The sequence below is a fragment of the Bradyrhizobium sp. 190 genome, from assembly GCF_023073415.1.
Classification (GTDB): domain Bacteria; phylum Pseudomonadota; class Alphaproteobacteria; order Rhizobiales; family Xanthobacteraceae; genus Bradyrhizobium.
Genome location: NZ_JADPJL010000012.1, coordinates 801,359 through 827,310, shown reverse-complemented (window position 1 = coordinate 827,310; position 25,952 = coordinate 801,359). Strand labels below are relative to the sequence as shown.

The following is a 25,952-nucleotide window of genomic DNA, read 5'->3' as shown; positions in this document are numbered from 1 at the left end:
CTTGCGGAAGCGCCGGAAAAGGCCGATTCTAAGCCCTGATATGCCTGCTGAGAACCTGATCAACGCGCCCGAATTCACCGTCTCGGAACTGTCCTCCGCCCTGAAACGGACGGTGGAGGACGCCTACGGCCATGTCCGCGTCCGCGGCGAAATCTCCGGCTTCCGCGGGCCGCACTCTTCCGGCCACTGCTATTTCGCGCTGAAGGACGAGAGCGCCAAGATCGAGGCGGTGATCTGGAAGTTCGCTCACGCCCGGATGCGGTTCAAGCCGCAGGAGGGGCTCGAGGTCATCGCCACCGGCAAGCTCACGACCTACCCGGGCTCGTCGAAATACCAGATCGTCATCGAAGCGCTGGAGCCCGCCGGCATTGGTGCGCTGATGGCGCTGATGGAGGAGCGCAAGCGGAAGCTCGCGGCCGAAGGCCTGTTCGAGGAGGCGCGCAAGCAACTGCTGCCCTGGCTGCCGGAGGTGATCGGCGTGATCACCTCGCCGACGGGGGCGGTCATTCGAGATATCTTGCACCGGCTGGAGGATCGCTTTCCCCGCCGCGTGCTGGTGTGGCCGGTGAAGGTGCAGGGGGAAGGCTCGGCCGAACAGGTAGCGGCGGCTATCCGCGGCTTCAATGCGCTGCCCGAAGCGGGGCGGATTCCGCGGCCGGATTTGCTGATCGTCGCGCGCGGCGGCGGCTCGCTGGAGGATCTGTGGTCGTTCAACGAGGAGATCGTGGTCCGCGCCGCCGCCGACAGCATGATTCCGCTGATCTCGGCCGTCGGCCACGAGACCGATATCACGCTGATCGATTTCGCGGCCGACAAGCGCGCCCCGACGCCGACGGCCGCCGCCGAAATGGCGGTCCCAGTGCGCAGCGAATTGTTCGTCGAGGTCGAAAGCCTGGCGCGGCGCACGATGGTGTGCTGGCAGCGCGGCCAGGAGAGCCGCCGCAATGAATTGCGCGCCGCCGCTCGCGCGCTGCCGGGTTTGAGCGAACTGCTCGCGATCCCGAGGCAGCGGCTGGATCATCTCAGCGCCGCCCTGCCCCGCGGCTTGAAGGCCAATACGCACGCCCATCACCGCCGCTTTTCTCATCTCAGCGCCGGCCTGACGCTGAAGGTTTTGCGCGGACAGGTAGCCCAAGCCAATCACCGCCTCACGGTATCGGGCGAACGCATCAGGCTGTCTGCCCGCGCCCTGCTGCGCAACCGGCGCGAACGCTTTGCCGGGCTCGAGGTTAGGCTCAAGGCCTCAAAGCTCTCCAACGCTCAGGCGCAGCGCAATGCCATCGCGCGAGACCGCGAACGCACGCAACGGCTGGCCGAGCGCGCCCGCCGCGCGATTGAGACCGCTTTGCAGCGTCTCGACGCGCGCGTCGCCCATAGCGGCCAATTGTTGTCGGCGCTGTCCTACCGCGGCGTGCTCGCGCGCGGCTTTGCCCTGGTGCGCGACGAGCATGGCCACGCCGTGCACGCGGCCGCCGCGATCGGGCCGAACGCGCGTCTGACGATCGAATTCGCCGACGGCCGCGTCGGCGCTACCGCGGATGCTGATCGGCCGCAGGCAACGGCTCCCGCCGCGAGTACGCCGAAAGCGGCGCCGCGCGAGGAGAAGCCGGCGGCGCCGAAGCGCGTGGCCAAGCCGGTTGATCAGGGAAGCCTGTTCTAGCGCGCCAGCCACTCCGTGACGCGCCGTTGCGCGTCCCTGCGCGCGTCCGCATCCGTGCCGATATGACCGCGTTCGGGCAACGCGGCGTCGGAGCCTGCGATCGCCCGCAGCGGCAGGTTGGCGAGGTCGAAATCGTGGGATGCGCCAGGATAGACCACGATCTGCGCCAGCGCGCTGCGGCCGCGGGCGCCCTCCACCACCTGGCGGCAGGCTGACGGCGAACTGACGTCGTCCTGCGCGCCGATCAGCAGCAGCGTCGGCACCCGCGTGCTCCAGCCGAGGCCGGAGGAGATCCGGCAATCCGGATAGAATGCGATGGCCGAGCGGAAATCCGGCTCGATACCGCGCGCGGACGATTGCGGGCGCACCGCCCACAGCACCGTGCTGGCACCGTTCGCCCAACCGATCAGGCTGATCCGATCACGCGCGGCCCAGGGTTGCTGCAACAGCCATTTCCGCGATGCATTGACATCGGCCACCCGCTCGCGGCGGGCGAGCACACGGCGCTCCTTGTCGCGGCATTGCGGACCGAGCTCCCGCGAACCGTAACTGTCCGGCAGCAGCACCGCGTGGCCGGTCTTCAATAGCTGTTCAGCCCAGTCGCGGTAGCGCGGCTGCACCGGCTCGGACTGCCCGCCCAATCCGCCGCAACCATGCAGCGCGATCACGGTGGGAAACGGACCGTCGCCATCCGGCTTGTAGAGCTGGGCATGCAGGGTCAGACCGGTCGCCGGGATATCGACCTGGCGCGGTGCCGGCAACGGCGCGGCACCGGCGGTGCAGGCCGCAGCAAGCAGCGTCAGGAATAGCGTTGCTGACAACAGGCGCATCGGTCTCTGTCGGATCGGTATCACGCTGCGGGCACGGTAAAATTCACGCTATCATGCAGGTCGGCACAAAATCATCACAAGTAGGTCAGTTTCCGGGGCGGACAGTACGACCTATTTATGATAGATCGAATATTGGAAAATATACTTAGGACCAGCCCGCGCGCGGCCAATCGGAGAGTTTGACGGTGCTTAATAAATTCGGGCCCTCGGGCCATGGCGAAGCGCAGGTGCAATATCTGGACGGCGATTTCCGCGTGATCTCGCCCGGAACCTATGTGCGCTGCGCCATCACCGACGTGCGGATCCCGCTCGACGAATTGAAGTACTGGAGCGTCGACCTGCAGGAGGCCTATTCGGTTCCGACCGCCGTGCTGCAGCGGCACTTTCCCGGCGCGCTGAAGTCGCAGGGCTGAGCGTTATTGTAGTTTCGTAGGGTGGGCAAAGCGAAGCGTGCCCACCATGTCTTGCACAGTCGTCCGTGAATGGTGGGCACGCTTCGCTTTGCCCACCCTACGGTTCTTTCCTCTCTCGCGCTTTGAATAACCGGTCGGCGACGAACTTCCGCAACTGCACGGGATCGCTGAACTCCAGCGTCACAGGGAACGGCACGATTTGCTGCGACCAATCCCTTAAGCGCGCCAGATCCTTTTCCGTCGTCACCAGTGTCAGGCCATCGCGTTTGGCCTCGGCGATCAGGCTTTCGATCTCGGCTTGCGAATACGCATGATGATCGGCGAAGGCGCGCTGCCCGGCCACTTCGATGCCGCTGGCGCGCAGCGTGTTGAAGAATCGCGTGGGATCGCCGATGCCGGCAAACGCCAGCACGCGCTTGCCCCGAAGCTGTGCGACCTGCGCCGCATCCGGCTTCAGATGTGCTGCTAGCACCGGCTTGCCTTGCGCCGCGATCTCCGTCGCCACCGAAGCAGCAGCACTGCCGTTGCCGACGATGATGAGCGCGTCGGTGCGCGCCAGTTGCGGCCGCAACGGCGCACGCAGGGGGCCGGCGGGAAACACCTGCCCGTTGCCGAGCCCGCGCTCGCTGTCGATCACGATCAGGGATGCATCCTTGACGACCGCCGGGCTCTGAAAACCGTCGTCCATCAGGATTACGGTCGCGCCTTGCGCGCGCGCCAGCGGCACGCCCTCCGCCCGCTTGCGCGACACCACCACCGGGAGCGCGCTTGCCAGCATCAAGGGCTCGTCGCCGACATCGGAAGCCGCGTGCCTGATGGGATCGACCCTGACCGGGCCACCTAACTTCCCGCCATAGCCGCGGCTGAGCACCACCGGCGTCTCACCGAGTTCGCGCAGCAGTTTGGCCAGCGCCAGAACGGTCGGCGTCTTGCCAGCGCCGCCGACGTGATAATTGCCGACGCAGAGCACCGGAATGCCGGCATTCAATCCCTTGCGCTGCAGGCGCTTTGCAGCGATGGCGCCATAGAGGGCGGCGAGCGGTTTCAGGAGATGCGCGTTGAGCGAGGCCGGGCCGTGCCAGAAGCCCGGCTCACGCATTGGCGGCTCCCATCTCGATCCGCAATTGCAGCAAATACGGCTCGAGCGAGCTGAGCGTGCGCTCCAGCGCGCCGCCGAGCTGGCCGACCACGCGCTCGGACGCGGTGAGCACCGCTTCGCGCGCCTTGGGATCGGCGAGCATCTGCCCGAAATGCTTGACCAGCGCTTCCTGCGTATCGGCCTGCCGCGCGCCGCCGGCGGAATCGAGGGCTTCATAGACGTCGGTGAAATTGAAGACGTGGGGGCCGTGAATGACCGACGCACCGAGCTTGATCGCCTCGATCGGATTCTGCCCGCCATGCTTGACCAGCGATCCGCCCATGAACACGATCGGCGCAAGCCGGTAGAACAACCCCAGTTCGCCCATGGTGTCGGCGACATAGATGTCGGTTGTGGCGGTGGGCAAGTCCTCGTGCGAGCGCAGGGTCGGATTGAGGCCGGAAGCTGCGATCATGCGCGCAATGGCCTCGCCGCGATCGGGATGCCGGGGCACGATCACGGTCAACAGCTTTGGAAAATAGCCGGCAAGCGTCCGGTGTGTTTCCGTCAGGATTTCTTCTTCACCGGGATGCGTGGAGGCCGCGACCACCACGGGGCGGCCGCGCGTCATCGACATCAGCACATCCAGCTTGTTGCCATCGGCCGGCGGGGCGGGAACGTCGAGCTTGAGGTTTCCCGTGACCATGACGTTGCGGCTGCCCAGCGTCGCAAAGCGATCCGCATCGGTCTGCGACTGCGCCAGGCAGACGTCGAACTTGTCGAGCAACGCCGAGATGGTCCCTTGGACCCGCTGCCAGCGCGGAAACGAGCGCTGCGACATCCGTCCGTTGATCAGCACCATCGGCAGCCGCCGCGCGGCGCTCGACAGGATCAGGTTCGGCCACAGGTCGGATTCGATGAACAGCGCCAGCGAGGGCCGCCAGTGATCGAGAAATCGCGCGACGTAACGCGGCGAATCATACGGCACATACTGGTGGATGACGTCAGATGGGAACCGCTTGGCGACGATCGCGGCCGAGGTCACTGTGCCCGAGGTCACGAGGATGCGCAGGTTCAAGGCCCGCAGCCGCTCGATCAGCGCCGCCGCCGCCAGCACTTCGCCGACGCTGGCGCCGTGAATCCACACCAGCGGCCCGGTGGGCCGGATATCGACGCTCAGACCGCGGCGTTCGCCGACCCGCGCCGGGTCTTCCTTGCCGAGCTTCAACCGCCGGCTGATCAACGCTGGCGACAGCGGCACCATCGCGGACGACAGTTTCCGGTAGACGCGCAGCGTCATCGGCAGCGAATTAGCCAAGAGCGGCCTCCGGACGCCCGACGGCCGCATAGGCGCGACGGGTCGCTTCGTTCAGATAAGCTTCTACCTGAAGACGCAGCTTTTCCATAGTCTCGGCATCGGCATCCGGCGGCACGTATACATGTTCAATGCCGACCACCGCACCGCGCCCGAATGGCAAATTGATGGTTGAAGAATCCCAATTCTTCAACCGGATGAACCTGGAGGTCACCATTGCAAACGGCATGATCGGCCGGCCGGACTCTCGCGCCAGCATGATGATGCCGAGTCCCACCACCCGCGCACGCTTCGGCACGTCGGCGGTCGTGGCGACGTTCCACTTGTCTTCCAGCGCCTGCAGCATCTCCCGGAACGCGCCTACGCCGCCCTTGCGGTGAAAGGCGCCGCCATGATCGCCGGAACCTCTGATGGTTCCGATGCCGAGCCGCTCGGCGGCGATGGCGTTGAATTCGCCGTCGCGATGCCGTGAGATCAGCACCTTGGCACGGTGGCTGTCCTTGGTCTTGATGAACGGCGTCATGAAATGCTGGCCGTGCCAGAACGCGAAGATCGCCGGCATCTCCGGCTCGACCCGCTCATAGACGTCGGCCGGATCATAGCTGAAGCGGTTGGTCAGCCAGACCAGCCGCAGATATTCGGCCGCGAGCACACCCAGCGCGCGCTGAACCCAGGTGCTGCGCAGCAAATCGCGAAGGAATCGTTTCAACTGCAGGACTTCTTAACCAGAGGACTTCGTGTCTTGACCTGGATCGAGCAACCGGTGGAGGTGAACCACGAAGTAGCGCATGTGGGCGTTGTCCACGGTCTGCTGCGCCTTCGCCTTCCAGGCCGCGTGAGCGGATGCGTAATTGGGATATACGCCGACGATGTCGACCTGGTCGAGGTCCTTGAATGTGACGTGTTCGAGATCGGTCAGCTCGCCGCCGATGACGAGATGCAGCAATTGTTGCGGGGCACTATCTGGCATGTTGGTCTTTCCTAACGAGGTGCCCGGCAAGCAGAAGCGATAGCTGATATCGCGATGTGGACGGAATGAATTGTGGCACGGATTTCGACCGATTCAGGGCAGCGGACGATTTCGGAAATGCTCGACAATGCGCGCATGTCGATCCTGTCCCGCCGCCACCAGCACCCCGTGCACCACCTCCCGGCGATTATACTCAATCGCATCCCCCGAGAGCGCAGTCATTCTACCATTCGCTTCCTGCACGATCAAATTCGCCGCCGCAAGATCCCAGTCGCGGCTTTGGCCGCCTGCAAAAGCGGCATCGAGGCTACCGTCGGCGACCCGGCACAGCCGAAGCGCCAGCGATCCGATTCGCGGATGCAGCGTGATCTCATCCGGTGACGAACTCAGCCGCTGCACCAGCGGCTTCGGGCCGGCCATGCGGGAAAAATCGAGCTCGGTGCCCTCAGTGGCATAAACCGGCCTTTGGTTGCGCGTGGTGCCCTGACCGCGGATCGCGAAGAAGAATTCGTCGGTCGCGGGTGCGAACACCGCCGCCAGTACCGGCGTGGCGCCTGCGACCAGCGCCACGCTGACACACCAGTCTTCGCGGCCGGCGAGATAGGCACGGGTGCCGTCGATCGGATCGACGATCCAGACCAGCTCCTTGCCGAGACGCGTATCGTCGTCGACGCTCTCTTCCGACAGCCAGCCATAATCCGGCGTCGCCGCACGCAGCCGGCTTTCGACGAGGTCGTTGACGGCGATGTCGGCCTCGGAGACCGGCGACGAGGCGCCCTTGGTCCAGTTCTTCAGCTCGGTGCGAAATAGCGACAAGGCCAGCGCGCCAGCCTCGCGCACGGTGCCCCGCAACAGCGCGGCGTCGCGCGCCCAGATCGCTTCGGCGATATCAGCGTCCGCCAAGCGTCAGGCCCTCGATGCGCAGCGTCGGCGCGTTGACGCCGTAGCGGAATTCCAGGTCGTTAGCGGGAACCAGCGATTTGAACATCGGCAATAGATGGCCTGCGATCGTCACTTCGCTGACGGGGTAAGTAATCTCGCCGTTCTCGATCCAGAAGCCGGAGGCGCCGCGGCTGTAGTCACCGGTCACGCCGTTGACGCCGGAACCGATCAGGTCAGTGACGTAAAATCCCTGCTTGATGTCGGAGATCAGCTCCTTCGGCGTCATCTCGCCGGGCTCGAGATGCAGATTATACGATCCCGGCGACGGCGAGGACGAGACGCCGCGATGGGCATGTCCGGTCGTGACCAGCCCGAGTTCGCGCGCGGTCGCACAATCGAGCAGCCAGGTGGTCAACACCCCCTCGTCGATCAACGCGGTCTTCTTCACCTTGACGCCTTCGGCGTCGAAGGTCTGCGACCGTAGGCCGCGCACCCGCAAGGGATCGTCGATGATGCGGATGTTCTTCGCGAACAGCTGCTCGCCCATCCGGTCTTTCAAAAAGCTGGTCTTGCGCGCGATCGAGGCGCCGTTGATGGCGCCGACGAGATGGCCGACCAGCGATCCCGACACCCGGGGATCGTACACGACCGGCACCTTGCAGGTTTCGACCTTGCGTGGATTGGACCGCGCCACGGTGCGCTCGCCCGCCTTCCGGCCAACGCTTTCAGGCGTAGCCAGGTCGGAGGCGTGCGGGGCCGAGGTGAAATCGTAATCGCGCTCCATGCTCGTGCCTTCGCCCGATATCGCGGTCATCGAGATGCCATGGCTGGAGCGCAAATATGAGCCGTGGAAGCCGGTCGAGGTCACCAGCACCATGCCGCCGATGCCGCTCGAGGCGGATGCGCTGCCTGATTTGGTCACGCCCTTGACCGCAAGGCCCGCGGCTTCCGCTTCGCAGGCGCGGCGTTCGAGTTCGGACGTCGAGGGAACTTCGCGATCGAGCAGATCGAGATCGGCGAAGTCGCGCGCCAGCAGCGAGGGATCGGCGAGACCGACATATTTGTCGTCGGGCGCGACACGGGCCATCGCGACCGCCCGCTCGGCGAGCTTTCCAATGCCATCGCCGGAAATATCGTTGGTCGAGACCACGGCCTGGCGTTGTCCGACCAATACGCGCAATCCGACATCGTCGCCTTCGGAGCGCTCGGATTCCTCGACCCGGCCATCACGCACTTCGACGCCTTGCGAGACGCCGCGCATCGCAACCGCGTCGGCGGCGTCCGCGCCCGCGCGCTTGGCGGCCTCGACCAGTCGCTGCGCCAGCGTCGAGAGCGCCGATTGATCGAACAGGTCGGAGGTTGCGGGAGCCTGCGAAAGCGGCGAAGCGGTGGATGGTGAAGAGTTCACAAACAAAATCCCTGACAATTGAAGGGGCTTGGGCGCAAAGCGGCAGACCCACCAGATGTGCCTGATTCACAGGGATTTCAAGCATTTTGCGCCACCGAATGCCAAACATTTTCGGCATTTGCGCAAGGTCTCGTCAATCATGCGTGCCAAGGTCTTGTCAATCATGCCGGGAGATCCAGGGCGGGTGACCTCTCCTTAACCAGGCTTTTTAAGGCGAAACGGAAATCGCTCGGCTAAGGTCTCGCGTATCGACCGGGAACATAATCCCGGCGGGGAGATGAGAGCCGTGAGGCATCAAACAGCAACAAGCGGGATCAATCCCGCCGGGTCGAGCCGTGTCATGCGGCTCGACCCTCTTTCTCTGCCGCTCAGCTTCCATGCGCACGACACCCGCGCAGACGGCGGCGTGCGGAGGATAGAACTCCATCGCGAGCGTGTCGTGCTGCACCGTGCTGTCAAGGGCATGCGGATGGCGATCAACGTCCGCGTCAGCGACTTTCTCGGCGTGGCGCTGCGCGGTCTCGACGACGCACAGATGCTGGTGCTGGCGCATCGCGATCCCTCGCTGAACATTCCCTTGTGCGTGAGCTCCGACCACGACGAGATCGCCACCGCCTGGCAGATGTGGAGCGACATCCTGGCGCTGCCGCTATTGGCGGAAGATGACCACAGCGAACCGGCCGCCCGCCGCCGCCGCCACAACGCGATCCGCGCCCGCCGCCCGAAATTTCTGGTGCGCCGCCGGGGTGGTAACCTGATCAATGCCGAGACCGTTCACCGGGACGAGCGCGAGATCATCGCGCGGGATTGAGGTCACACTCGTCATTGCGAGCGCAGCGAAGCAATCCATGCCTCGACAAGGGGATAGATGGATTGCTTCGCTGCGCTCGCAATGACGGTTGACATACCTTCGCCTTCTCGCGACGCATTGCGTCCGAGGTTTGCTATCAAATTCCCGCCCTTTTATGAGAGGGCGCAGGGAAGACCGGGTGCGCGCTGCACCCGCGGTCTCGTGTGCAATTTGCGCGTAAGAAGACGCACACGAGCATACAGGTTCAGCGGGAGCATCCCGGCCTTCCCTGCGCAATGGCTTTACGGCTTACTTCGAGCTCTCCCCGGTGAACGGCTTTCTTGCCACCGTCGCTCCACGAAACAACTCGTGAAACTTAGCGCCAGCACCGCGGCGTCAGGACCACACGACTTCGCCGTACGCTTGAGCCACACACGTCAGTCGCAGCTCTCGCGTCCATCGCATCTCACCGCGCGTTCGTGACGATGGCCAACGCCCCTCATCTGCCGTGAGACAAGCGGAGTTATGCGCGTGATTTGCTCTACAAGTTAAGCGGAATATTTTTTCGCGAAGGACTGGACAGACTTTTGCTGATTTGCCCGTCGTGTTGTTTTGTCGCAGCAACGCGTCGAGATTGCGCTTGCGCGCAAAGCAAATCAGTTCGCAGTGCGTAGGGTGGGCAAAGCGACAGCGTGCCCACCATTTCGAAGCGCAATCGGTGATAGATGGTGGGCACGTCGCTGACGCTCCTTTGCCCACCCTACGAGATCAACGCATCACCGCGTCAACCAAGAGACCCGCAAACAGCAACAGGCCTGCATCGCGATTGGATTTGAACAAGCCCAGGCACAGCGCGGGATCGCTGATGTCCAATCGCCTGATCTGCCAGGCCAGATGCGCGGCAAAAGCCACGAGCCCGATCCATGCCGGCCAGCGCGCGCCGCCCAGCGCGAGCGCCACGCCGATCAGCACCACCGCGAGCGAGTAAAACACCGCGAGCGCGCGATGGGTGCGTTCGCCGAACAGGCGTGCGGTCGACTTGATGCCGATCAGCGCGTCGTCCTCGGTGTCCTGATGGGCGTAAATCGTGTCGTAGCCGATCACCCAGGCGATCGAGCCGGCATAGAGCATGAGCGCGGTGATATCGATCCGCCCGAGCGTGACGGCGAACCCCATCAGCGCGCCCCATGAGAACGCCAGGCCCAGCACGACCTGCGGCCACCAGGTGATGCGCTTCATGAAGGGATAGACGGCGACGATGACGAGCGAGGCGATGCCGGTCATGATCGCAAAACGGTTGAACTGCAGCAGCACCAGAAGTCCGATCAGCGCCTGCAGGACCAGGAAGGCAAATGCCTGCGCCACGCTGACCTGGCCGGCGGGCAATGGCCGCGACCGCGTCCGCTCGACGCGCGCGTCGAGATCGCGGTCGGTGATGTCGTTCCAGGTGCACCCTGCCCCGCGCATGACAAAGGCGCCGATGAAGAACAGCACGATCACGAGCGGCAATTGCGAGACGTCGCGGGCAATGCCGGCGGCCAGCGCCGCCGACCACCAGCACGGCATCAGCAACAGCCACGATCCGATCGGACGGTCGAAACGGGAAAGACGCAGATAGGGCCGCGACCAGGACGGCGCACGCGTATCAACCCAGTTGCCGGTGGCATCGGCAACGCGGGTGGTCGCGTCGCTCATCGGAGCGCGGTCATCGCGCGAGAACGTTGCCGTTCAGCGTATCGAAGGTGCTGCCGCCCTTCTTGACGGCCTGCGCTTCGGGGAGCGCCGCCGAGCCGAGCACTTCGCTCAGGCTCGGGCCGGCCGGTCCGCGCGTCTGCGCCTGCTGCGCGACGGCACAGACCTGATTCTGCATCTTCTCGGTGTTCTTGTGGCCGTTCTTGAGCTGGTCGGCGATCTGCGGCGGAATTCCGCATTTGGCCGAGTTGGTCTCGACATATTTGATCATCTTCACTTCGGCCTGGCCGAAGTTTTTGATCAGCTTGCAGGCCTCATCCGGCGGCGCCTTGCGGTCGCTCGCGGCTTTGATCATCTTGCCGCGCCGCTCGGCTTCCTCGCGCAGGGGAACGAACCCCTTCATGCAGGCGTCTGCCGAACCGCTGGCCTGTGGCGGCGGCCCACTGAAGCCGCTGGAAACCGGGGCGGCACCTTGCGACGGGAACGCCGACGGCGCGCCGACCGAGGCCGACGGCGCAGCGCCATTCACCGGCGGAAACGGCGAAGCATTCGCGGGTGCCGCGCTCTGGTTGGGCAATGGCGCCGGAAACGCACCTTGCGCAAGCACTTGCCCGGCGTGAATGGTCACGACGGCAGCGGTCAGCAGCACAATCAGGCGGCGGATCATCAAGGGTTGTTCTCCGGCAAGGTCAGGCAAGCCCCAACGTGTCCGAGCGAAGCGATTTGCGAAAAGGCTTTTTACGATTCCTGCCGACGCTTAACAACCCGCTGATTGGGGCAGCAGCGCGGCGCGGTGTCGCCGGAAAGCCAAAAATAGCCTCCGGATTCTAGCGCTTTAGGCTAAAAGCGCCCGGTAACGGAACCTTTACCGATGCCTGAACTCGATTTTCGCGCCCCTCGCCTGTTCGTTGATGCCCTCTTGCGCGAGGGCGAGAGAATCGCGCTGGAGCGCAACCAGAGCAATTATCTCGGCAACGTGTTGCGACTTTCTGCCGGCGAAAGCATCCTGGTGTTCAACGGCCGCGACGGCGAATGGCAGGCCGCGATCGAGGGCCGCAAGCGGCCCGACAGCCTGAGCATCATCGCGCGGACGCGGCCGCAGGATCGCCTGCCCGACATCGCCTATGTCTTTGCGCCGCTGAAGCACGCTCGCCTCGACTACATGGTGCAGAAGGCCGTCGAGATGGGAGCCGCAAAGCTGCAGCCGGTGTTAACGCGATTCACCCAGGTTTCGCGGGTCAACAGCGAGCGGATGCGCGCCAATGTCATCGAGGCGGCCGAGCAATGCGGCATCCTCAGCCTCGCCGATGTTGCCGAGCCGATGCCGCTCGATCGGTTTCTGACCCAGCGCCAGCCGGAGCGCCTGCTGGTTTTCTGCGACGAGGCGGCGGAAACCACCTCGCCATTGCAGGCCCTGCAAAACGGGTTAACCGCGGTTAGCGGCATCGACATCCTGATCGGTCCCGAAGGCGGATTTGCCGAGGAAGAACGGGCGCTGCTGCTGCGGCAGCCCAGGACGCTGCGGCTGTCTTTGGGCCCCCGCATCCTGCGTGCGGATACCGCCGGCGTCGCCGCGCTGGCGCTGGTGCAGGCCGCGCTGGGGGACTGGCAGGGGCCGGGGTAGACGGTGGAGGACTAACCGGCCAAGCCCGCCCATCAAGCCACCGCCCATTAAGTCAGTTGGCCAATCCCTGTCGAAACGCCGCCCCGGCCATGCTAAGGCCTGCGCCAACGAGCGCCCCGGAACTCCGTGGAACTCCAAACGAACCTTGGAACCCGGTTTTTCCGGGCATTTGGACGTGAAATGACCGCGACCGCCGCCATCAGAGGTGCTGCCGGATCCGCCGCCTGGGCGGATGCGCTGCTATTGTCGTTTGCACAAGGCGGCTACGTCCAGGCGCACCCCGGCATCCTGCAGCCGGCCGAGCCGTTCCTCGACCTTTCCGGCGAGGACATCCGCAAGAGCCTTTACCTGACCACCGACGCATCAGGCGAGGAGCTCTGCCTGCGCCCCGACCTCACCATTCCGGTAGCGCGTGACTATCTCGCCTCTGCCAGCGCCGGAAAGCCCGCGGGCTTCAGCTATCTCGGGCCGGTGTTCCGCTATCGCGGCGGCCAGCCCAGCGAATTCCTGCAGGCCGGCATCGAATCCTTTGGCCGCCAGGACCGCGCCGCGGCGGATGCGGAAATGCTGGCGCTGGCGCTGGAAGCTACGGCTGCGTTCGGACTGAAGGACGTCGACATCCGCACCGGCGACGTCGCCCTGTTCACCGCGCTGATCGACGCGCTTAATCTCTATCCGGTCTGGCGGCGGCGGCTGATCAAGGATTTCAACCGCAAGATCAGCCTCGCCGAGGATATCGAGCGGCTGACGCTTTCGACCGCGCCCGGCCGCAACGAATATGAGGGCGTGCTGGCCGCACTTGCCGGCTCCGACCGCAAGGCGGCGCTGGCGCTGGTCACCGACCTGATGTCGATCGCCGGCACCACCAATGTCGGGGGACGCACGGTTGCCGAAATCGCCGACCGCTTCCTCGAACAATCGACCTTGAAAGGCGGCGCGCTGCCGCGCGACGCGCTTGCGATCATCAAGCGTTTCCTCGCCATATCAGGCGACCCGGATGAATCGGTGGCGCAACTGCGTGCGCTGGCCGCCGATGCCAAGCTCGATCTCGCAGCCGCCATCGATCAACTCGAAAGCCGCGTCGGCTTCATGGCCGCGCGCGGCATCGACACGAAGCTCGCGCGGTTTTCCACATCGTTCGGCCGCGGGCTCGATTATTACACCGGCTTCGAATTCGAGTTGCATCCCAAAGGAAATACCAAGGGAAATGCCAAGGGCGACAGCAAGGGTAACGGCGTCGAACCGCTGGTGGCGGGCGGGCGCTATGATGGCCTGATGACGCAACTCGGTTCGCCCACGCCGATCCCGGCAGTCGGCTTCTCGGTCTGGATCGAAGCCCTGACGCAGCTAGGGAGCGCCGCATGACCGCCCCCTTCGTTCTCGCCGTTCCTTCCAAGGGCCGCCTGCAGGAAAACACTGAGGCGTTTTTCACGCGCGCAGGGCTTTCGCTGGCGAAACCGCGCGGCGCGCGCGACTATCGCGGCACCATTACGGGCCTCGACAATGTCGAGATCGCCTATCTCTCGGCGAGCGAAATCGCTTCGCAACTGGCGCGCGGCATGGTGCATCTCGGCGTCACCGGCGAGGATCTGTTGCGCGAAAGCATTGCGGACGCCGACGAGCGCGTGCTGTTGATCGACAATCTCGGCTTCGGCAGCGCCAATGTCGTGGTCGCGGTGCCGCAGGCGTGGATCGACGTCCGCACCATGGCCGACCTCGACGACGTCACCACCGGCTTCCGCGCCCAGCATAACCGGCGGATGCGGGTCGCGACCAAATACATCAACCTGACGCGCAACTTCTTCGCCGCCCACGGCGTGGTTGATTACCGCATCGTCGAAAGCGCCGGCGCCACCGAAGGCGCGCCTGCGGTCGGCACTGCCGAGATGATTGTCGACATCACGACGACCGGCGCGACGCTCGCCGCCAATGGTCTCAAGGTGCTGGACGACGGCGTGATCCTGCGCAGCCAGGCCAACCTCGTGGCGTCCCGCGATGCCGACTGGTCGACCGACGCCCGCGAGACCGCACGCGTCATCCTCGACCACATCGCCGCGCGCGCCCGCGCCAGCAAATACCGTGAGGTGCGAACGCGTTTCGCCGGCTGCAACGATGCGTTGCTTAATGAAGCGCATAATCGTTTTGGCGTGGTGACGCCGTTTGGCGGGCCGACCTCGTCGGGCATGCTGACGCTGCACTGCCCGCCGATGCAGCTTTACGCGCTCGGCAGCTTCCTGCGCGAACACGGCGCCGACACGGTTTCGATCGCTTCGCTCGATTATGTGCTCGACCGGGAAAACCCGTTATTTGCCAGGCTCGAGGCGTTCTTGCGGCAATGAGGCTGCCGTTTCGTTCATCGTTGCGACAGCTTCGCACAGGTAACATATACGGTTGAATAATCTGGGACCTGATCGATGACACTCGGCTCTGACGTTTCCCGCCTGTCGACGACCGCAGCCAGCGCCGCGGCGCGCGGCCTGTCGATTGTCGTGCCGCTGTATAACGAGGCGGCAGGGCTCGCACTGCTGCACGAGCGGCTGGTCGGCCTCGCCCGCACGCTAAAGGAACGTTACGGCCTCGGATGCGAAGTGGTTTATGTCGACGACGGCAGCGCCGACAATACGCTGGCAATCGCGCGCGCACTTACGGCCGACGCGCTCGACATCCAGGTGGTATCGCTGTCGCGCAATTTCGGCAAGGAGGCTGCGCTGATGGCGGGGCTGGACCACGCCCGCCTCGGCGCAATGCTGTTCATGGACGGCGACGGCCAGCATCCGCCTGATCTGGTCGAAAAACTCGTCTCGCACTGGATCGATGACGGCTACGACGTCGTCTATACGGCGAAGGCGAATCGCGACAATGAATCGTTCCTGCGCCGCCAGGCGGTGCACGGCTTCTACGGGCTCATCAACTGGGGCGCGCGGCAGAAGATCCCCGAGGACGCCGGCGACTTCCGCCTGCTGTCGCCGCGCGCGGCCACGGCGCTGCGCCAGCTTCCCGAGCGCAACCGCTTCTTCAAGGGCCTGTCGAACTGGATCGGCTTCCGCCAGATCCGCGTCGATTATGAGCCGGCGCCGCGCGCGCATGGCGTCACCACGTTCAGCCCTGGCCGGCTGATCGGCCTGTCGATTGAGGGATTGACGTCGTTCTCGGTGGCGCCGCTGCGCTTTGCCAGCCTGCTCGGCGTGCTGCTGGCGATCAGCGCCTTCCTGTTCGGCCTGACCATTCTCTGGGAAGTCTGGACCACCGGCAAACAGGTCCCCGGCTATCCCTCGCTGATGATCGGCATGATGACGATCGGCGGCGTGCAGCTCATCATGATCGGCATCGTCGGCGAATATATCGGCAAGATCCTCTCCGAGCTGAAAGCGCGTCCGATCTACTTCGTCGCCGAGCACTCCGAAAAACGTGCGGATGGCGAGACGGCGGCAAGCGCCACTGAGCGGACCGCCGCCGAATGAACGAGGCTGCGCTGCGCCGGATCTGGCTGTGCGCCGACGATTACGGGCTGGCCGATGGCGTCAACCGCGCCATTCGCGATTTGATCTCCCGCGGCCGACTCAATGCCACCTCGGTGATGGTGGTTGGACCTTCGATCGGGCGCGCCGAGGTCGCCGCGTTGCAGGACGTCGCAGCGAACAGCCCGCGCTGCGCGATTGGGCTGCACGCGACGCTCACCGCGCCGTTTCGTCCGCTGACGATGCACTTTCGGCCGCTCAATGGTGGTCTGTTCCTGCCGTTTCCAGCCATGCTGCGATCGGGGCTGTTGCGGCGGCTCGATCCGGGACTGATCGAGGACGAACTGCTCGCCCAGCTCGCGGCCTTCAAGGAGCTGTTCGGCCGTGCGCCCGATTTCGTCGACGGCCACCAGCACGCACAACTCTTCCCGCAGGTGCGCGACGCCTTCCTGCGCGCGGTGAAGGAAGCTGCCCCTGGCGCCTGGGTCCGCCAGGGTGGACGCCTCCAGCCGCTGGCGAAGCTGCTCAACGCGCCGAAGGCGCTCGTGCTCGACGTTCTCAGCGCGCAATTCCGCAAGCGCGCCGCCCGCGCCGACATCCCGTTCAATCCCGCCTTCGCCGGCGCCTATGATTTTTCGAAAGCGCCCGATTTCGGCGGGCTGATGGGAGAGTTCCTCGATGGACTGCCGGACGGCGGGCTGGTGATGTGCCATCCCGGATTCGTCGACCAAACGCTCGAAAGCCTCGATCCGCTGACCACCCAGCGCGAGGCGGAACACGCGTATCTCGCAGGCGATCGATTCCCGGCATTGCTGGCGGCGAATAAAGTTACATTGAGTTGATAAGACTCGCGAAAAGCTGGCGTTTTGTCGCATACCAAAATTTAATTCTGCCGCCCACTACTTGCGACACAAAGCCCGCCCTACATCTTCCCGGCGCGTTGACGACGATCCGACGCGAGGGAGAGGGCCATGACACCGCAAGAACGCCAACTGATTGACGATCTATTCGACCGGCTTGCCAAGCTGGAAAGCGCGAAGCGCGATCCCGAGGCGATGTCGGCGATCATGCAAGGCCTGCGCAACGCGCCCAATGCGGTCTATGCACTGGTGCAAACGACGCTGGTGCAGGACGAAGCGCTGAAGCGCGCCGACATGCGCATCCAGGAGTTGGAAGCGGGCGGTGGTCAGCAAGCTCAATCCGGCGGCTTCCTCGATTCGATGCGCGACGCGATCTTCGGGCAGAACCAGCAACATGGTTCGGTGCCCAACGTGCGCGCGCCCGAGATGGCTGGCGGCGGACGTCCGGCCTGGAACACCGGGCAGGTACTGCAGCAGAACCAGGCGCCCGGGCAATACAATCAGCCCGGACAATATAATCAGCCGGCCTACGGCCAGCCCGGCGCGCAGCAGCAGCCTTCTGCGTTCGGCGGTGGTGGCGGCTCGTTCCTCGGAACGGCGGCGGCGGCCGCGGTCGGCGTGGTCGGCGGATCGATGCTGGCCGGCAGCCTCCGTTCGATGATGGGCGGCGGCGGCAACCAGCAAAGCTTCGGCGACACGGCGGGCCATAGCGGCGGAATTGAAGACCGCAGGCCATGGAGCGACCAGTCCGGCGGCAATCTGGCGCGCGACGCCGGGGTCAACGACATCGGTTCGCGCGGCTCGTCCAGCCAGCGCGCCGACAACAACGATAATGATTCCGGCTCACGCCAGGGATTCTTCGATCAGGCCTCGCATGACGATGACGACACGGACCATGATTCCGACGGCTTCGACGGTGACGATGGCGACGGCGACAGCGATTACGCGTGATCGACGCGAGAGTTGAAACAACAGCGGCCGCCCCTTCGGGCGGCCGTTTTTGTTTCCACCTTGCCGTCGTCCCTGCGAACGCAGGGACCCATACTCCGCGGCCGTAGTTGTTGAGCGCGTTGGTCGACGACCTTCTTCAACGACGTAGATCGGTGGTTATGGGTCCCTGCGTTCGCAGGGACGACACCGTTTTCGTGGCCATCCTGGAAAAATCAAATCACCACGACCCTGGCGCCGACACCGACGCGGCCGTAGAGATCGATGACGTCTTCATTGCGCATCCGGATGCAGCCGGACGACACGTTGGTGCCGATGGTCCATGGCTCGTTGGAGCCATGGATGCGATAGAGCGACGAACCCAGATACATCGCGCGCGCGCCGAGCGGATTTTGCGGACCGCCCTCCATGTGCCGCGGCAGGTCAGGGCGCCGCGCCAGCATTTCCGGCGGCGGCGTCCAGGCCGGCCATTCCTTCTTCGCGGAGACCGTCTTGACGCCCGACCATGTGAAGCCGGGGCGGCCGACGCCGACGCCATAACGCAGCGCCTTGCCGTCGCCCTGCACCAGGAACAGGAACTTGTTCGGGGTGTCGATCACGATGGTGCCCGGACTTTCCTTGCCGTGATACTCGACCACCTGCTTTTCGTATTTCGGATCGAGCGGACGCAGCGCGGGATCAAACTCCTCCTCCCGGCGCATCGACTGCTGCGGATCCATCGGCGGCAGCAGCGTGCGCCGCCCGCCATATCCGTAATCGGGCTGCGTCTGGTAGGCCTGCTCTCGCTGATAGCGCCCGCCCTGCGGCGCATCGCCGAACAGGAATTCGATGAAGCCGCCGCCCATGTTGGAGCGTTCGGCAGAAGCCATGCGCACCGGCGCGGGCGGCACGGGCTCACGGGCGTAGATCACGGTGGGTTCAGCAATTGGCGAGGCGTCGATCGCTGCAGCCTCACTGGTAAAGCAAAGGCAAGACGCGCTCGTGAGGAGCGCGAGGGAGATTTTTCCGGACATCGACGTACTCTGTACTGTTCGTCATTGCGGGTTGGCGGCGGCTCGACGAACGCCGCGGCACGCGATCAATACAAATCAAAACCTAATCGGTTTGGTAAACAGATCAGGCGTTTCGATTCACCACGTCAGCGATCGCGCGCTGATTTGTCCGGTAGCGTTTATTTTGCGTGAACGCGCCCCACATGGTTAATCGTTGGTATGCACCCGCGGGCAAACCGCCGACACGCGATGTTCCGGCGTGAACCTCACGTTAAATCGCATTGGTTTACAACACACGCGAAGTGAAGGGGTGGGAAAAACTCATGTCGGTAAATCGCAAACGTTTTCGTATCGAACAAGCCCTTCTGGGCGACGCGCCAATTGTCATGCCTGCCGTCGAAGGCGGCGAGATCGGCCCAATGCATCGTGAGATCATGTCCGAGCTGCGCGCGATCCGCACACAGATGGCCGGCTTCGGTCACGCCCGCGACGGTTCGACTGTCACCACGGATATCGCGCGCGAGACCGCCGATGCCCACGCGTTGCTGGAAACCTATCGCGCCCAGATCGAGCAGTGCGCGAAGCTCAAGGTCGAGCTTGACCTGATTCACGATGCGATCAACCGCACCAAGCGCGAAATCGCCACGCTGCACGGCAAGAGCTTTGACGGCCAGGAAATGGCCAAGGTCAATGGCGAGCTCGGCGCCGTCGTCGGCGGCACCGAACAGGCCACCCAGCAGATTCTCGAGGCCGTCGAGGCGATCGACCAGGCCGCCACCGCATTGTCCAAGAACATCTCGCCCGACCAGCAGAAGCTGCTAAGCGAGGAGATCCAGGAGCGCGTCGTCGCGATCTTCGAAGCCTGCAACTTCCAGGACCTTACCGGCCAGCGCATCAGCAAGGTGATGAGCACGATGAAGTTCATCGAGCAGCACATCAATGCGATGATGGACATCTGGGGCGGCGTCGATGCCATCAAGGCGCACGCCCCCCCGATCGTCGATACCCGCGAAGGCGACGCCAAGCTGTTGAACGGCCCGAAGCTGGACGGCGACGACGGTCACGCCTCGCAGAACGACATCGACGCGCTGTTCGATTGATTGGGCTGGTTAACGCTGACTGAACAAAACGCCGGCCTCAAAGCCGGCGTTTTTGTTGGTTCGTCCGCCCTCCACTGTCATCGTCCGCCTTGTGCGCAATTGCGCACTGGGGCGGACGATCCAGTATTCCAGAGACGTCAGCGATTCAGCCGAGAAGCCGCGGCGTACTGGATGCCCCGACGGAGCCTGTCATCGGGCTCGCCGAAGGCGAGACCCGGTGGCGGGGCATGACGGGAAGCCTCACGCCCGCGGCGCGCAGCGCACATAGACCATGTTGCCGTAACGGACCGCGGCATCCTTTTCGATGAAGCGGGTCACGAGCACGCGGCCGTCGAACGAGACGATCTCGCGGTCCTGCTCGCTGCCGGCGGGACCGGCCGGGCCGATATAGTTCTTGCCGCTCGGGCTGCCCTTGAGGCGCAGTTCCTGCGGGGTGGCCTGGTCGGCCAGATGCATGACCACGCCGCCGCTCTGGCCGGCGCCGATCACATAGGGCTGCTTGCACTGCCCTCGCGCCGCCGCTTCGGTGCGGGCGCGGTCGTTGGGATTCTGGAACGAGGCGAGGCCCCAGCGGCCGACGATCTCGTCGGAGCGGATGGTCGCCGGCATTTCCGGCGCCACAGGGGGCTCGGCGTCGGGGGGCGGATTGGACGACAGCGACGGCAGGCTCATGCTGCTGCATCCCGCCAGCAAGATCGTCAGCGCCGACGCGATCGCCAGATTGGCAACCGTATGCGCATTACGTGAGCTGATCATCGCATTCCCCCGAGCAAATCCCTGGCCGCTCCCGTCAAGCAGTCAACCGCAAAAAGCCTGCCGGAGCAATGACGTCGGTTAAAATTACGCCGCTGCGCCGATTTGGTTTCCGTGGACCATCCTATATTGGCCTCAAGAAGGCCTTAACCCCCTTGTTTGCTTGACAGGATCAGCGCCAAGCCATATTCCCCGGCCCCACGTTTAGCACTCAAATACCTCGATTGCTAAGGGTCGTGCTGTCCCGCCCGGGGCGGCGTCGAATACGCGGCATTATCAGCCATTTTCGTGGCACAGACCTGAAACCACGCCTTCCAGGGAACTTCAAGAGGAGACGTCATGGCCAAATCCAAATTCCGTCCGCTGCACGACCGCGTCGTGGTCAAGCGCATCGATGCCGAAGAGAAGACCAAGGGCGGCATCATCATTCCCGACAGCGCCAAGGAAAAGCCGTCGCAGGGCGAAATCACCGCCGTGGGCCCGGGCGGCCGCGACGAGGCCGGCAAGCTGATTCCGATCGACCTCAAGGTCGGCGACCGCGTTCTGTTCGGCAAATGGTCGGGCACCGAGGTCAAGCTCGACGGCGAAGAGCTCCTGATCATGAAGGAGTCCGACATCATGGGCGTGCTGAGCTGACTTCAACAAAAGAGAGCCACATCGCTCTCTGTCGTCATGCCCGGCCCTGTGCCGGGCATCCACGTTCTTCGCACCGCAAAGCAAGACGTGGATGGCCGGGACAAGCCCGGCCATGACGAGTGAGAGGGCGAGGCGAGTACGTATCCATTCATTCAGGAGTCCAAAACATGGCTGCCAAAGACGTTAAATTTTCCGGCGACGCCCGCGACCGGATGCTGCGCGGGGTCGACGTTCTCGCCAACGCGGTGAAGGTTACGCTCGGTCCGAAGGGCCGCAACGTCGTGATCGAAAAGAGCTTCGGCGCTCCCCGCATCACCAAGGACGGCGTCACCGTCGCCAAGGAAATCGAACTCGAGGACAAGTTCGAGAACATGGGCGCGCAGATGCTGCGCGAAGTCGCCTCCAAGACCAACGATACCGCCGGCGACGGCACCACCACCGCGACCGTGCTGGCACAGGCGATCGTGCGCGAAGGCGCCAAGGCGGTTGCCGCCGGCATGAACCCGATGGACCTCAAGCGCGGCATCGACATCGCGGTCCTCGCCGTCGTCAAGGATATCGAGAAGCGCGCCAAGCCGGTTGCCTCTTCGTCCGAAGTCGCCCAGATCGGCACCATCTCGGCCAATGGCGACACCGCCATCGGCAAGATGATCGCGCAGGCGATGCAGAAGGTCGGCAATGAAGGCGTCATCACGGTCGAGGAGAACAAGTCGCTCGATACCGAAGTCGACATCGTCGAGGGCATGAAGTTCGACCGCGGCTACCTGTCGCCCTACTTCATCACCAACGCCGAAAAAATGACGGCCGAGCTCGAGGACGTCTACGTGCTGCTGCACGAGAAGAAGCTCTCGGGCCTGCAGTCGATGCTGCCGGTGCTGGAAGCCGTGGTGCAGTCCGGCCGCCCGCTGCTGATCATCGCCGAGGACGTCGAAGGCGAGGCGCTGGCAACGCTGGTGGTCAACCGCCTGCGCGGCGGCCTGAAGGTCGCCGCCGTCAAGGCGCCGGGCTTCGGCGATCGCCGCAAGGCGATGCTGGAAGACATCGCGATCCTGACCGGCGGTCAGCTGATCTCGGATGAACTTGGCATGAAGCTCGAAAGCGTCACCATCAACATGCTCGGCCGCGCCGGTAAGGTGGTGATCGACAAGGAAAACACCACGATCGTCAAGGGCGCGGGCAAGAAGAAGGACATCGAAGCCCGCGTCACGCAGATCAAGGCGCAGATCGAGGAAACCACCTCGGACTACGACCGCGAGAAGCTGCAGGAGCGTCTGGCCAAGCTCGCCGGCGGCGTCGCGGTGATCCGCGTCGGCGGCGCGACCGAGATCGAGGTCAAGGAAAAGAAGGACCGCGTCGAGGACGCCCTCAACGCGACCCGTGCGGCCGTTCAGGAAGGCATCGTGCCGGGCGGCGGCGTGGCGCTGCTCCGCGCCAAGAAGGCCGTCGGCCGCATCAACAACGACAATTCCGACGTCCAGGCCGGTATCAATATCGTGCTGAAGGCGCTGGAAGCTCCGGTTCGCCAGATCTCGGAGAACGCCGGTGTCGAGGGCTCGATCGTGGTCGGCAAGATCCTCGAAAACAAGTCCGAGACCTTCGGCTTCGACGCCCAGACCGAGGAATATGTCGACATGGTCGACAAGGGCATCATCGACCCCGCCAAGGTGGTTCGTACCGCGCTGCAGGACGCTTCGTCGGTCGCAGGCCTCCTGGTGACCACCGAAGCCATGGTCGCCGAATTGCCGAGGGAGCCGGCGCCGGCGATGCCCGGCGGTGGCGGCGGCATGGGTGGAATGGGCGGCATGGGCTTCTAACACCCGGCTTTCCCAAGCAAACAGATCGAAGGCCGCCTCCGGGCGGCCTTCTTTTTTGGCTTCTTTGGTGATGAAGCGCGCCCGGTCGATTCAGGACGTGCTTGGCTCGAAAACGCTGCCGAGGTTTGCTACTTACAACCCCTGCCTATTCCATCGTTTCAGGGAATTTCATATGCGCGCGCGCTTCCTTCTCCTGCTCGGTCTGATCACGGTCTTCCCGAGCCTCGCTTTCGCCCAGATGAAACTCCCCTCCAAGACGGCGCCGGGCGCGGTCGAGACGCGCTATTTCACCGCGATCGACGGCCTGATGGACGGCAACGCCGACGTCATCCTGAAGGAAACCCGGCAGGGCAAGACCGTCACCGCGGCCGTGCTCGACGTCTGTTACCCCGCCGCGAAGGGCTCCGACCGCAAGGACCGCTTCGTCGCCAACCTCACCGTTAGCGGCCAGAGTCTGACCGGCACCACGCAGAGCGTCGGTGACAAGCTGCCGGTATCAGTCAAATTGCTGCGCAAGCCTGTCGGCGACACCTTCGAATTCCGCGGCCAGATCACCATCGGCCAGGCAGTTACCGAGGTTACCTCGACGGACAATTCCGATCTCAGCGAGAAGGAATTTCTGGACAACCAGACCAGCGACGACGGCATTACCCCGGCGCCGAAGGATTTTACCGACGTTTCGCCTGAGGCGTTCGGCGTGCGGGTCAAGCTCGACGCCGCGCTGGATTTCCTCAAAAGCCTGAAGGGCGAGGCCGTCGAGGTCGGGCTATCCAGCCTTTCGATTTCCTGCGACGCGCTGCGCGCCGGCGAGCAGACTATCAACCTCACGGCCGATCCGGAGCGCACGGCTGCACTGATCGCGAAGGCCAAATCGATGCCCGGCGTGGTCGCGGCGGGATGGACCAGCGGCTCTGTCGAGATGGACCGCGCCATCCGGTTTGCTGCCGCCGAATGGCGCGACGGCGACAAGATCAACAAGGACAAGATCGCATCGGCGATATCAGCCGTTCTCTCCAGGACGCTCGCAGCCAAGGCAGCGGGCGCCGACTGGGACGCCAACACCGGAAAACTGACATTGACCTTGAAGCGGCCGAGCCCGGTCTATCCGCCGCTCGCGCTCACCGAAAGCGTCGAGGTCACCGCGCTGGTCTCGCCGGACAAACCCGGCGCGTCGGACCGGCTGATGCTGTGGATCTCGAGCCCGGTAATCACGACAGCGGATGAAGGCACAGGCCCCAAGCTGAACCTGACGGAAGAATCCACCGGCGACGAGGAAGGCGGCGAGCCGAAGGACGACAACGGTTCGGTCGAAGCCCTGGCGAAAGAGTTCAAGGGCCAGCGCTGGGACGCGGACAAGAGTGTGTGGAAATGATCCGCATGCCGGCACGATAGGGCGACCGTCAGGCTGCGCGCGCATCAATGCCTTCCCGCCGCGGTATGATGCGCAATGATCTTGTCCTCGGGCTTTGATTGTTAAGATTCGATTCAGTTTCGAGGAACATCATCGGTTCTCCGAAATCTGGGTCACACCATGCAAGACCGCGAGCTGAGTACCTCTGAGAGCATCTGGTCGGGGAATGTGGTTGCCGGCCAGTGGCGGGAGCAACGCGCGAGCCTGTGGAATTTCCTTAAATCCGATCGCGACGAAGTATTGGTGGTGCGGGAGCCATTTGGCGATCAAGCACGCGCCGCTGTGCTGGTCACTGCAGCAGTGGTAGCAAGCTTTGCACTGGGATGGGCCGGCGGCCTGAACTGGCCGCAGTTCGCAAGCGAGCTCGGTCTTGTCGAAGTTGCGCAGAAAGAAGCGCCCTCGCCGCGAATTGCCGAAGCGCGATCGAGCGGCAGGATTGAAGGCGCGCGAAAAACGGCATCGGCGTCAGATTCGCCGGCCATTGTCGGAAGCATTCCCAAGCCACCCGCCCTCTTGCCGGCCGGCGCACGCCCGTCTGCGAGCCCGGCCTCCCAGGCAAATGCGGGCCCTTCCGCCGCTGCGATCGCGATGCGGCAGCCCCTGGTGGCGGCGCCGGAAACCAAGCCGGCGACGATTCCCGGTTGGACGGTGGTCGATGTCCGGGACGGCACCGCGGTTCTCGAAGGTCCTGACGGAATCCGGATGGCCGCACGCGGCGACACAATTCCCGGACTAGGACGCGTGGAGTCCATCGTGCGCTGGGGCAACCGCTGGGTCATTGCCACCGCCAGCGGATTGATTGCGACGCAGTAACAGAGCTCCTGGTGGACCGTTATCTGCAGATCAAGGCTGCAGGCGTTTGGTCATGAACAGGCTAAGCGGGTCAGACGTGTAGGTGCCGAACGGCGGACAGTCCTGATAACCAGATGCGCGATAGAGCCCGATGCCTCTGGTTGCCTAATGCCCGTCTCCAGACTGATACGGCTGACGTGCTTCTGGCGCGCGGCATCTTCCAGTGCAAAAAGCAAACGTCGACCCAAACCAATTCCTCGAGCTTCCGCACGCACGAACATGCGCTTTATTTCGGCATGTCCAGGCGCGATGATCCGAAATGCGATCGATCCGAGAAGGTCTCCGTTACAGCGCGCGGCGAGAAAGACCGCGTCGGGTGCTGCGAGTGCATCCACGTCCACGACGTGATTACTTTCGGATGGATACAGCGCCTGCAGATACGCACCTGATTCGGCGAAGATACGCCGCACGTCCGCCTGCCTCGGATCTTCGGGCCCTACGCTGATCTCAGGCTTACTCATCTTCG

Annotated in this window: 25 protein-coding genes and 1 pseudogene; 14 read left to right on the top strand and 12 right to left on the bottom strand. The window is 64.2% G+C overall.

Features of this window, described 5'->3' with window-relative positions; genetic code table 11:
- The first annotated feature begins 40 nt into the window (after positions 1–40).
- Positions 41–1,660, top strand: coding sequence for an exodeoxyribonuclease VII large subunit (gene xseA / locus IVB22_RS13025; RefSeq protein WP_247517702.1), 1,620 nt, complete (start codon positions 41–43; stop codon positions 1,658–1,660).
- Here xseA and IVB22_RS13020 read toward each other — a convergent pair.
- Positions 1,657–2,490 carry a dienelactone hydrolase family protein gene (locus tag IVB22_RS13020; protein WP_247517701.1) on the bottom strand — a complete coding sequence of 278 codons (834 nt, stop codon included), beginning with the start codon at positions 2,488–2,490 and terminating at the stop codon, positions 1,657–1,659. The genes xseA and IVB22_RS13020 overlap by 4 nt on opposite strands.
- Positions 2,491–2,675: 185 nt before the next feature.
- Here IVB22_RS13020 and IVB22_RS13015 point away from each other — a divergent pair, with 185 nt between their 5' ends.
- On the top strand, positions 2,676–2,903 hold the full coding sequence (locus tag IVB22_RS13015) for a DUF2093 domain-containing protein (protein ID WP_057850006.1): 228 nt from the start codon (positions 2,676–2,678) through the stop codon (positions 2,901–2,903).
- A 97-nt stretch (positions 2,904–3,000) separates the two neighbouring features.
- On the opposite strand, the gene lpxK is transcribed toward IVB22_RS13015, so the two are convergent.
- From lpxK to IVB22_RS12985, 6 genes are all read right to left on the bottom strand, one after another.
- A complete protein-coding gene (lpxK, locus tag IVB22_RS13010) occupies positions 3,001–4,002 on the bottom strand; it encodes a tetraacyldisaccharide 4'-kinase (protein WP_247517700.1) in 1,002 nt (333 codons plus the stop codon).
- Entirely contained in the window at positions 3,995–5,329 is a 1,335-nt protein-coding gene (locus IVB22_RS13005; protein WP_247517699.1) for a 3-deoxy-D-manno-octulosonic acid transferase, read from the bottom strand. Before IVB22_RS13005 ends, lpxK begins: the two co-directional genes overlap by 8 nt.
- Positions 5,292–6,005 (bottom strand): lysophospholipid acyltransferase family protein, encoded by a 714-nt coding sequence (locus tag IVB22_RS13000; protein ID WP_247517698.1) that lies wholly within the window; start codon positions 6,003–6,005, stop codon positions 5,292–5,294. The genes IVB22_RS13005 and IVB22_RS13000 overlap by 38 nt, the downstream gene beginning before the upstream one ends.
- A gap of 12 nt (positions 6,006–6,017) precedes the next feature.
- Complete coding sequence (locus IVB22_RS12995) at positions 6,018–6,266, bottom strand: DUF4170 domain-containing protein (RefSeq protein WP_247517697.1); 249 nt, start codon at positions 6,264–6,266, stop codon at positions 6,018–6,020.
- A 93-nt stretch (positions 6,267–6,359) separates the two neighbouring features.
- Positions 6,360–7,169 carry a 3'(2'),5'-bisphosphate nucleotidase CysQ gene (locus IVB22_RS12990; RefSeq protein WP_247517696.1) on the bottom strand — a complete coding sequence of 270 codons (810 nt, stop codon included), beginning with the start codon at positions 7,167–7,169 and terminating at the stop codon, positions 6,360–6,362.
- Positions 7,156–8,556, bottom strand: a complete 1,401-nt coding sequence (locus tag IVB22_RS12985) for a TldD/PmbA family protein (RefSeq protein WP_247517695.1) — start codon at positions 8,554–8,556, stop codon at positions 7,156–7,158. The genes IVB22_RS12990 and IVB22_RS12985 overlap by 14 nt, the downstream gene beginning before the upstream one ends.
- Positions 8,557–8,842: 286 nt before the next feature.
- On the opposite strand from IVB22_RS12985, the gene IVB22_RS12980 reads away from it, so the two are divergent.
- Positions 8,843–9,367 carry a DUF6101 family protein gene (locus IVB22_RS12980; RefSeq protein WP_247517694.1) on the top strand — a complete coding sequence of 175 codons (525 nt, stop codon included), beginning with the start codon at positions 8,843–8,845 and terminating at the stop codon, positions 9,365–9,367.
- 747 nt (positions 9,368–10,114) lie between these two features.
- Here the strand turns inward: IVB22_RS12980 and ubiA are convergent.
- Positions 10,115–11,041 (bottom strand): 4-hydroxybenzoate octaprenyltransferase, encoded by a 927-nt coding sequence (gene ubiA / locus IVB22_RS12975; protein ID WP_247517693.1) that lies wholly within the window; start codon positions 11,039–11,041, stop codon positions 10,115–10,117.
- Positions 11,042–11,051: 10 nt separating this feature from the next.
- Entirely contained in the window at positions 11,052–11,705 is a 654-nt protein-coding gene (locus IVB22_RS12970; RefSeq protein ID WP_247517692.1) for a hypothetical protein, read from the bottom strand.
- A gap of 204 nt (positions 11,706–11,909) precedes the next feature.
- Between IVB22_RS12970 and IVB22_RS12965 the strand changes: the two genes are divergently transcribed.
- From IVB22_RS12965 to IVB22_RS12940, 6 genes are all read left to right on the top strand, one after another.
- Complete coding sequence (locus IVB22_RS12965) at positions 11,910–12,662, top strand: 16S rRNA (uracil(1498)-N(3))-methyltransferase (protein WP_247517691.1); 753 nt, start codon at positions 11,910–11,912, stop codon at positions 12,660–12,662.
- Positions 12,663–12,842: 180 nt separating this feature from the next.
- On the top strand, positions 12,843–14,027 hold the full coding sequence (locus tag IVB22_RS12960) for an ATP phosphoribosyltransferase regulatory subunit (protein ID WP_247517690.1): 1,185 nt from the start codon (positions 12,843–12,845) through the stop codon (positions 14,025–14,027).
- A complete protein-coding gene (hisG, locus tag IVB22_RS12955; RefSeq protein WP_247517689.1) occupies positions 14,024–15,001 on the top strand; it encodes an ATP phosphoribosyltransferase in 978 nt (325 codons plus the stop codon). Before IVB22_RS12960 ends, hisG begins: the two co-directional genes overlap by 4 nt.
- Positions 15,002–15,076: 75 nt before the next feature.
- Positions 15,077–16,123, top strand: coding sequence for a glycosyltransferase family 2 protein (locus tag IVB22_RS12950; protein WP_247517688.1), 1,047 nt, complete (start codon positions 15,077–15,079; stop codon positions 16,121–16,123).
- A complete protein-coding gene (locus IVB22_RS12945; RefSeq protein WP_247517687.1) occupies positions 16,120–16,962 on the top strand; it encodes a ChbG/HpnK family deacetylase in 843 nt (280 codons plus the stop codon). Before IVB22_RS12950 ends, IVB22_RS12945 begins: the two co-directional genes overlap by 4 nt.
- Positions 16,963–17,091: 129 nt before the next feature.
- On the top strand, positions 17,092–17,931 hold the full coding sequence (locus IVB22_RS12940) for a DUF2076 domain-containing protein (protein WP_247517686.1): 840 nt from the start codon (positions 17,092–17,094) through the stop codon (positions 17,929–17,931).
- Positions 17,932–18,143: 212 nt separating this feature from the next.
- Here the strand turns inward: IVB22_RS12940 and IVB22_RS12935 are convergent, their stop codons facing one another.
- Positions 18,144–18,941, bottom strand: a complete 798-nt coding sequence (locus IVB22_RS12935) for a L,D-transpeptidase (RefSeq protein WP_247517685.1) — start codon at positions 18,939–18,941, stop codon at positions 18,144–18,146.
- A 302-nt stretch (positions 18,942–19,243) separates the two neighbouring features.
- On the opposite strand from IVB22_RS12935, the gene IVB22_RS12930 reads away from it, so the two are divergent.
- On the top strand, positions 19,244–20,020 hold the full coding sequence (locus IVB22_RS12930) for a protein phosphatase CheZ (protein ID WP_247517684.1): 777 nt from the start codon (positions 19,244–19,246) through the stop codon (positions 20,018–20,020).
- A 240-nt stretch (positions 20,021–20,260) separates the two neighbouring features.
- On the opposite strand, the gene IVB22_RS12925 is transcribed toward IVB22_RS12930, so the two are convergent.
- On the bottom strand, positions 20,261–20,776 hold the full coding sequence (locus tag IVB22_RS12925) for a hypothetical protein (RefSeq protein ID WP_247517683.1): 516 nt from the start codon (positions 20,774–20,776) through the stop codon (positions 20,261–20,263).
- A gap of 336 nt (positions 20,777–21,112) precedes the next feature.
- Between IVB22_RS12925 and groES the strand changes: the two genes are divergently transcribed.
- The 4 genes from groES (at position 21,113) to IVB22_RS12905 (ending at position 25,447) form a co-directional block, all read left to right on the top strand.
- Positions 21,113–21,409: a co-chaperone GroES gene (groES, locus tag IVB22_RS12920; protein ID WP_247517682.1), complete on the top strand. Its 297-nt coding sequence runs from the start codon at positions 21,113–21,115 to the stop codon at positions 21,407–21,409.
- A 167-nt stretch (positions 21,410–21,576) separates the two neighbouring features.
- Complete coding sequence (groL, locus tag IVB22_RS12915; protein WP_247517681.1) at positions 21,577–23,223, top strand: chaperonin GroEL; 1,647 nt, start codon at positions 21,577–21,579, stop codon at positions 23,221–23,223.
- A gap of 172 nt (positions 23,224–23,395) precedes the next feature.
- Entirely contained in the window at positions 23,396–24,595 is a 1,200-nt protein-coding gene (locus IVB22_RS12910) for a hypothetical protein (RefSeq protein ID WP_247517680.1), read from the top strand.
- Between the two features lie 159 nt (positions 24,596–24,754).
- Complete coding sequence (locus tag IVB22_RS12905; protein WP_247517679.1) at positions 24,755–25,447, top strand: hypothetical protein; 693 nt, start codon at positions 24,755–24,757, stop codon at positions 25,445–25,447.
- Between the two features lie 30 nt (positions 25,448–25,477).
- On the opposite strand, the pseudogene IVB22_RS12900 reads toward IVB22_RS12905, so the two are convergent.
- A pseudogene (locus IVB22_RS12900) lies at positions 25,478–25,947 on the bottom strand (GNAT family N-acetyltransferase).
- Positions 25,948–25,952 lie beyond the last annotated feature (5 nt).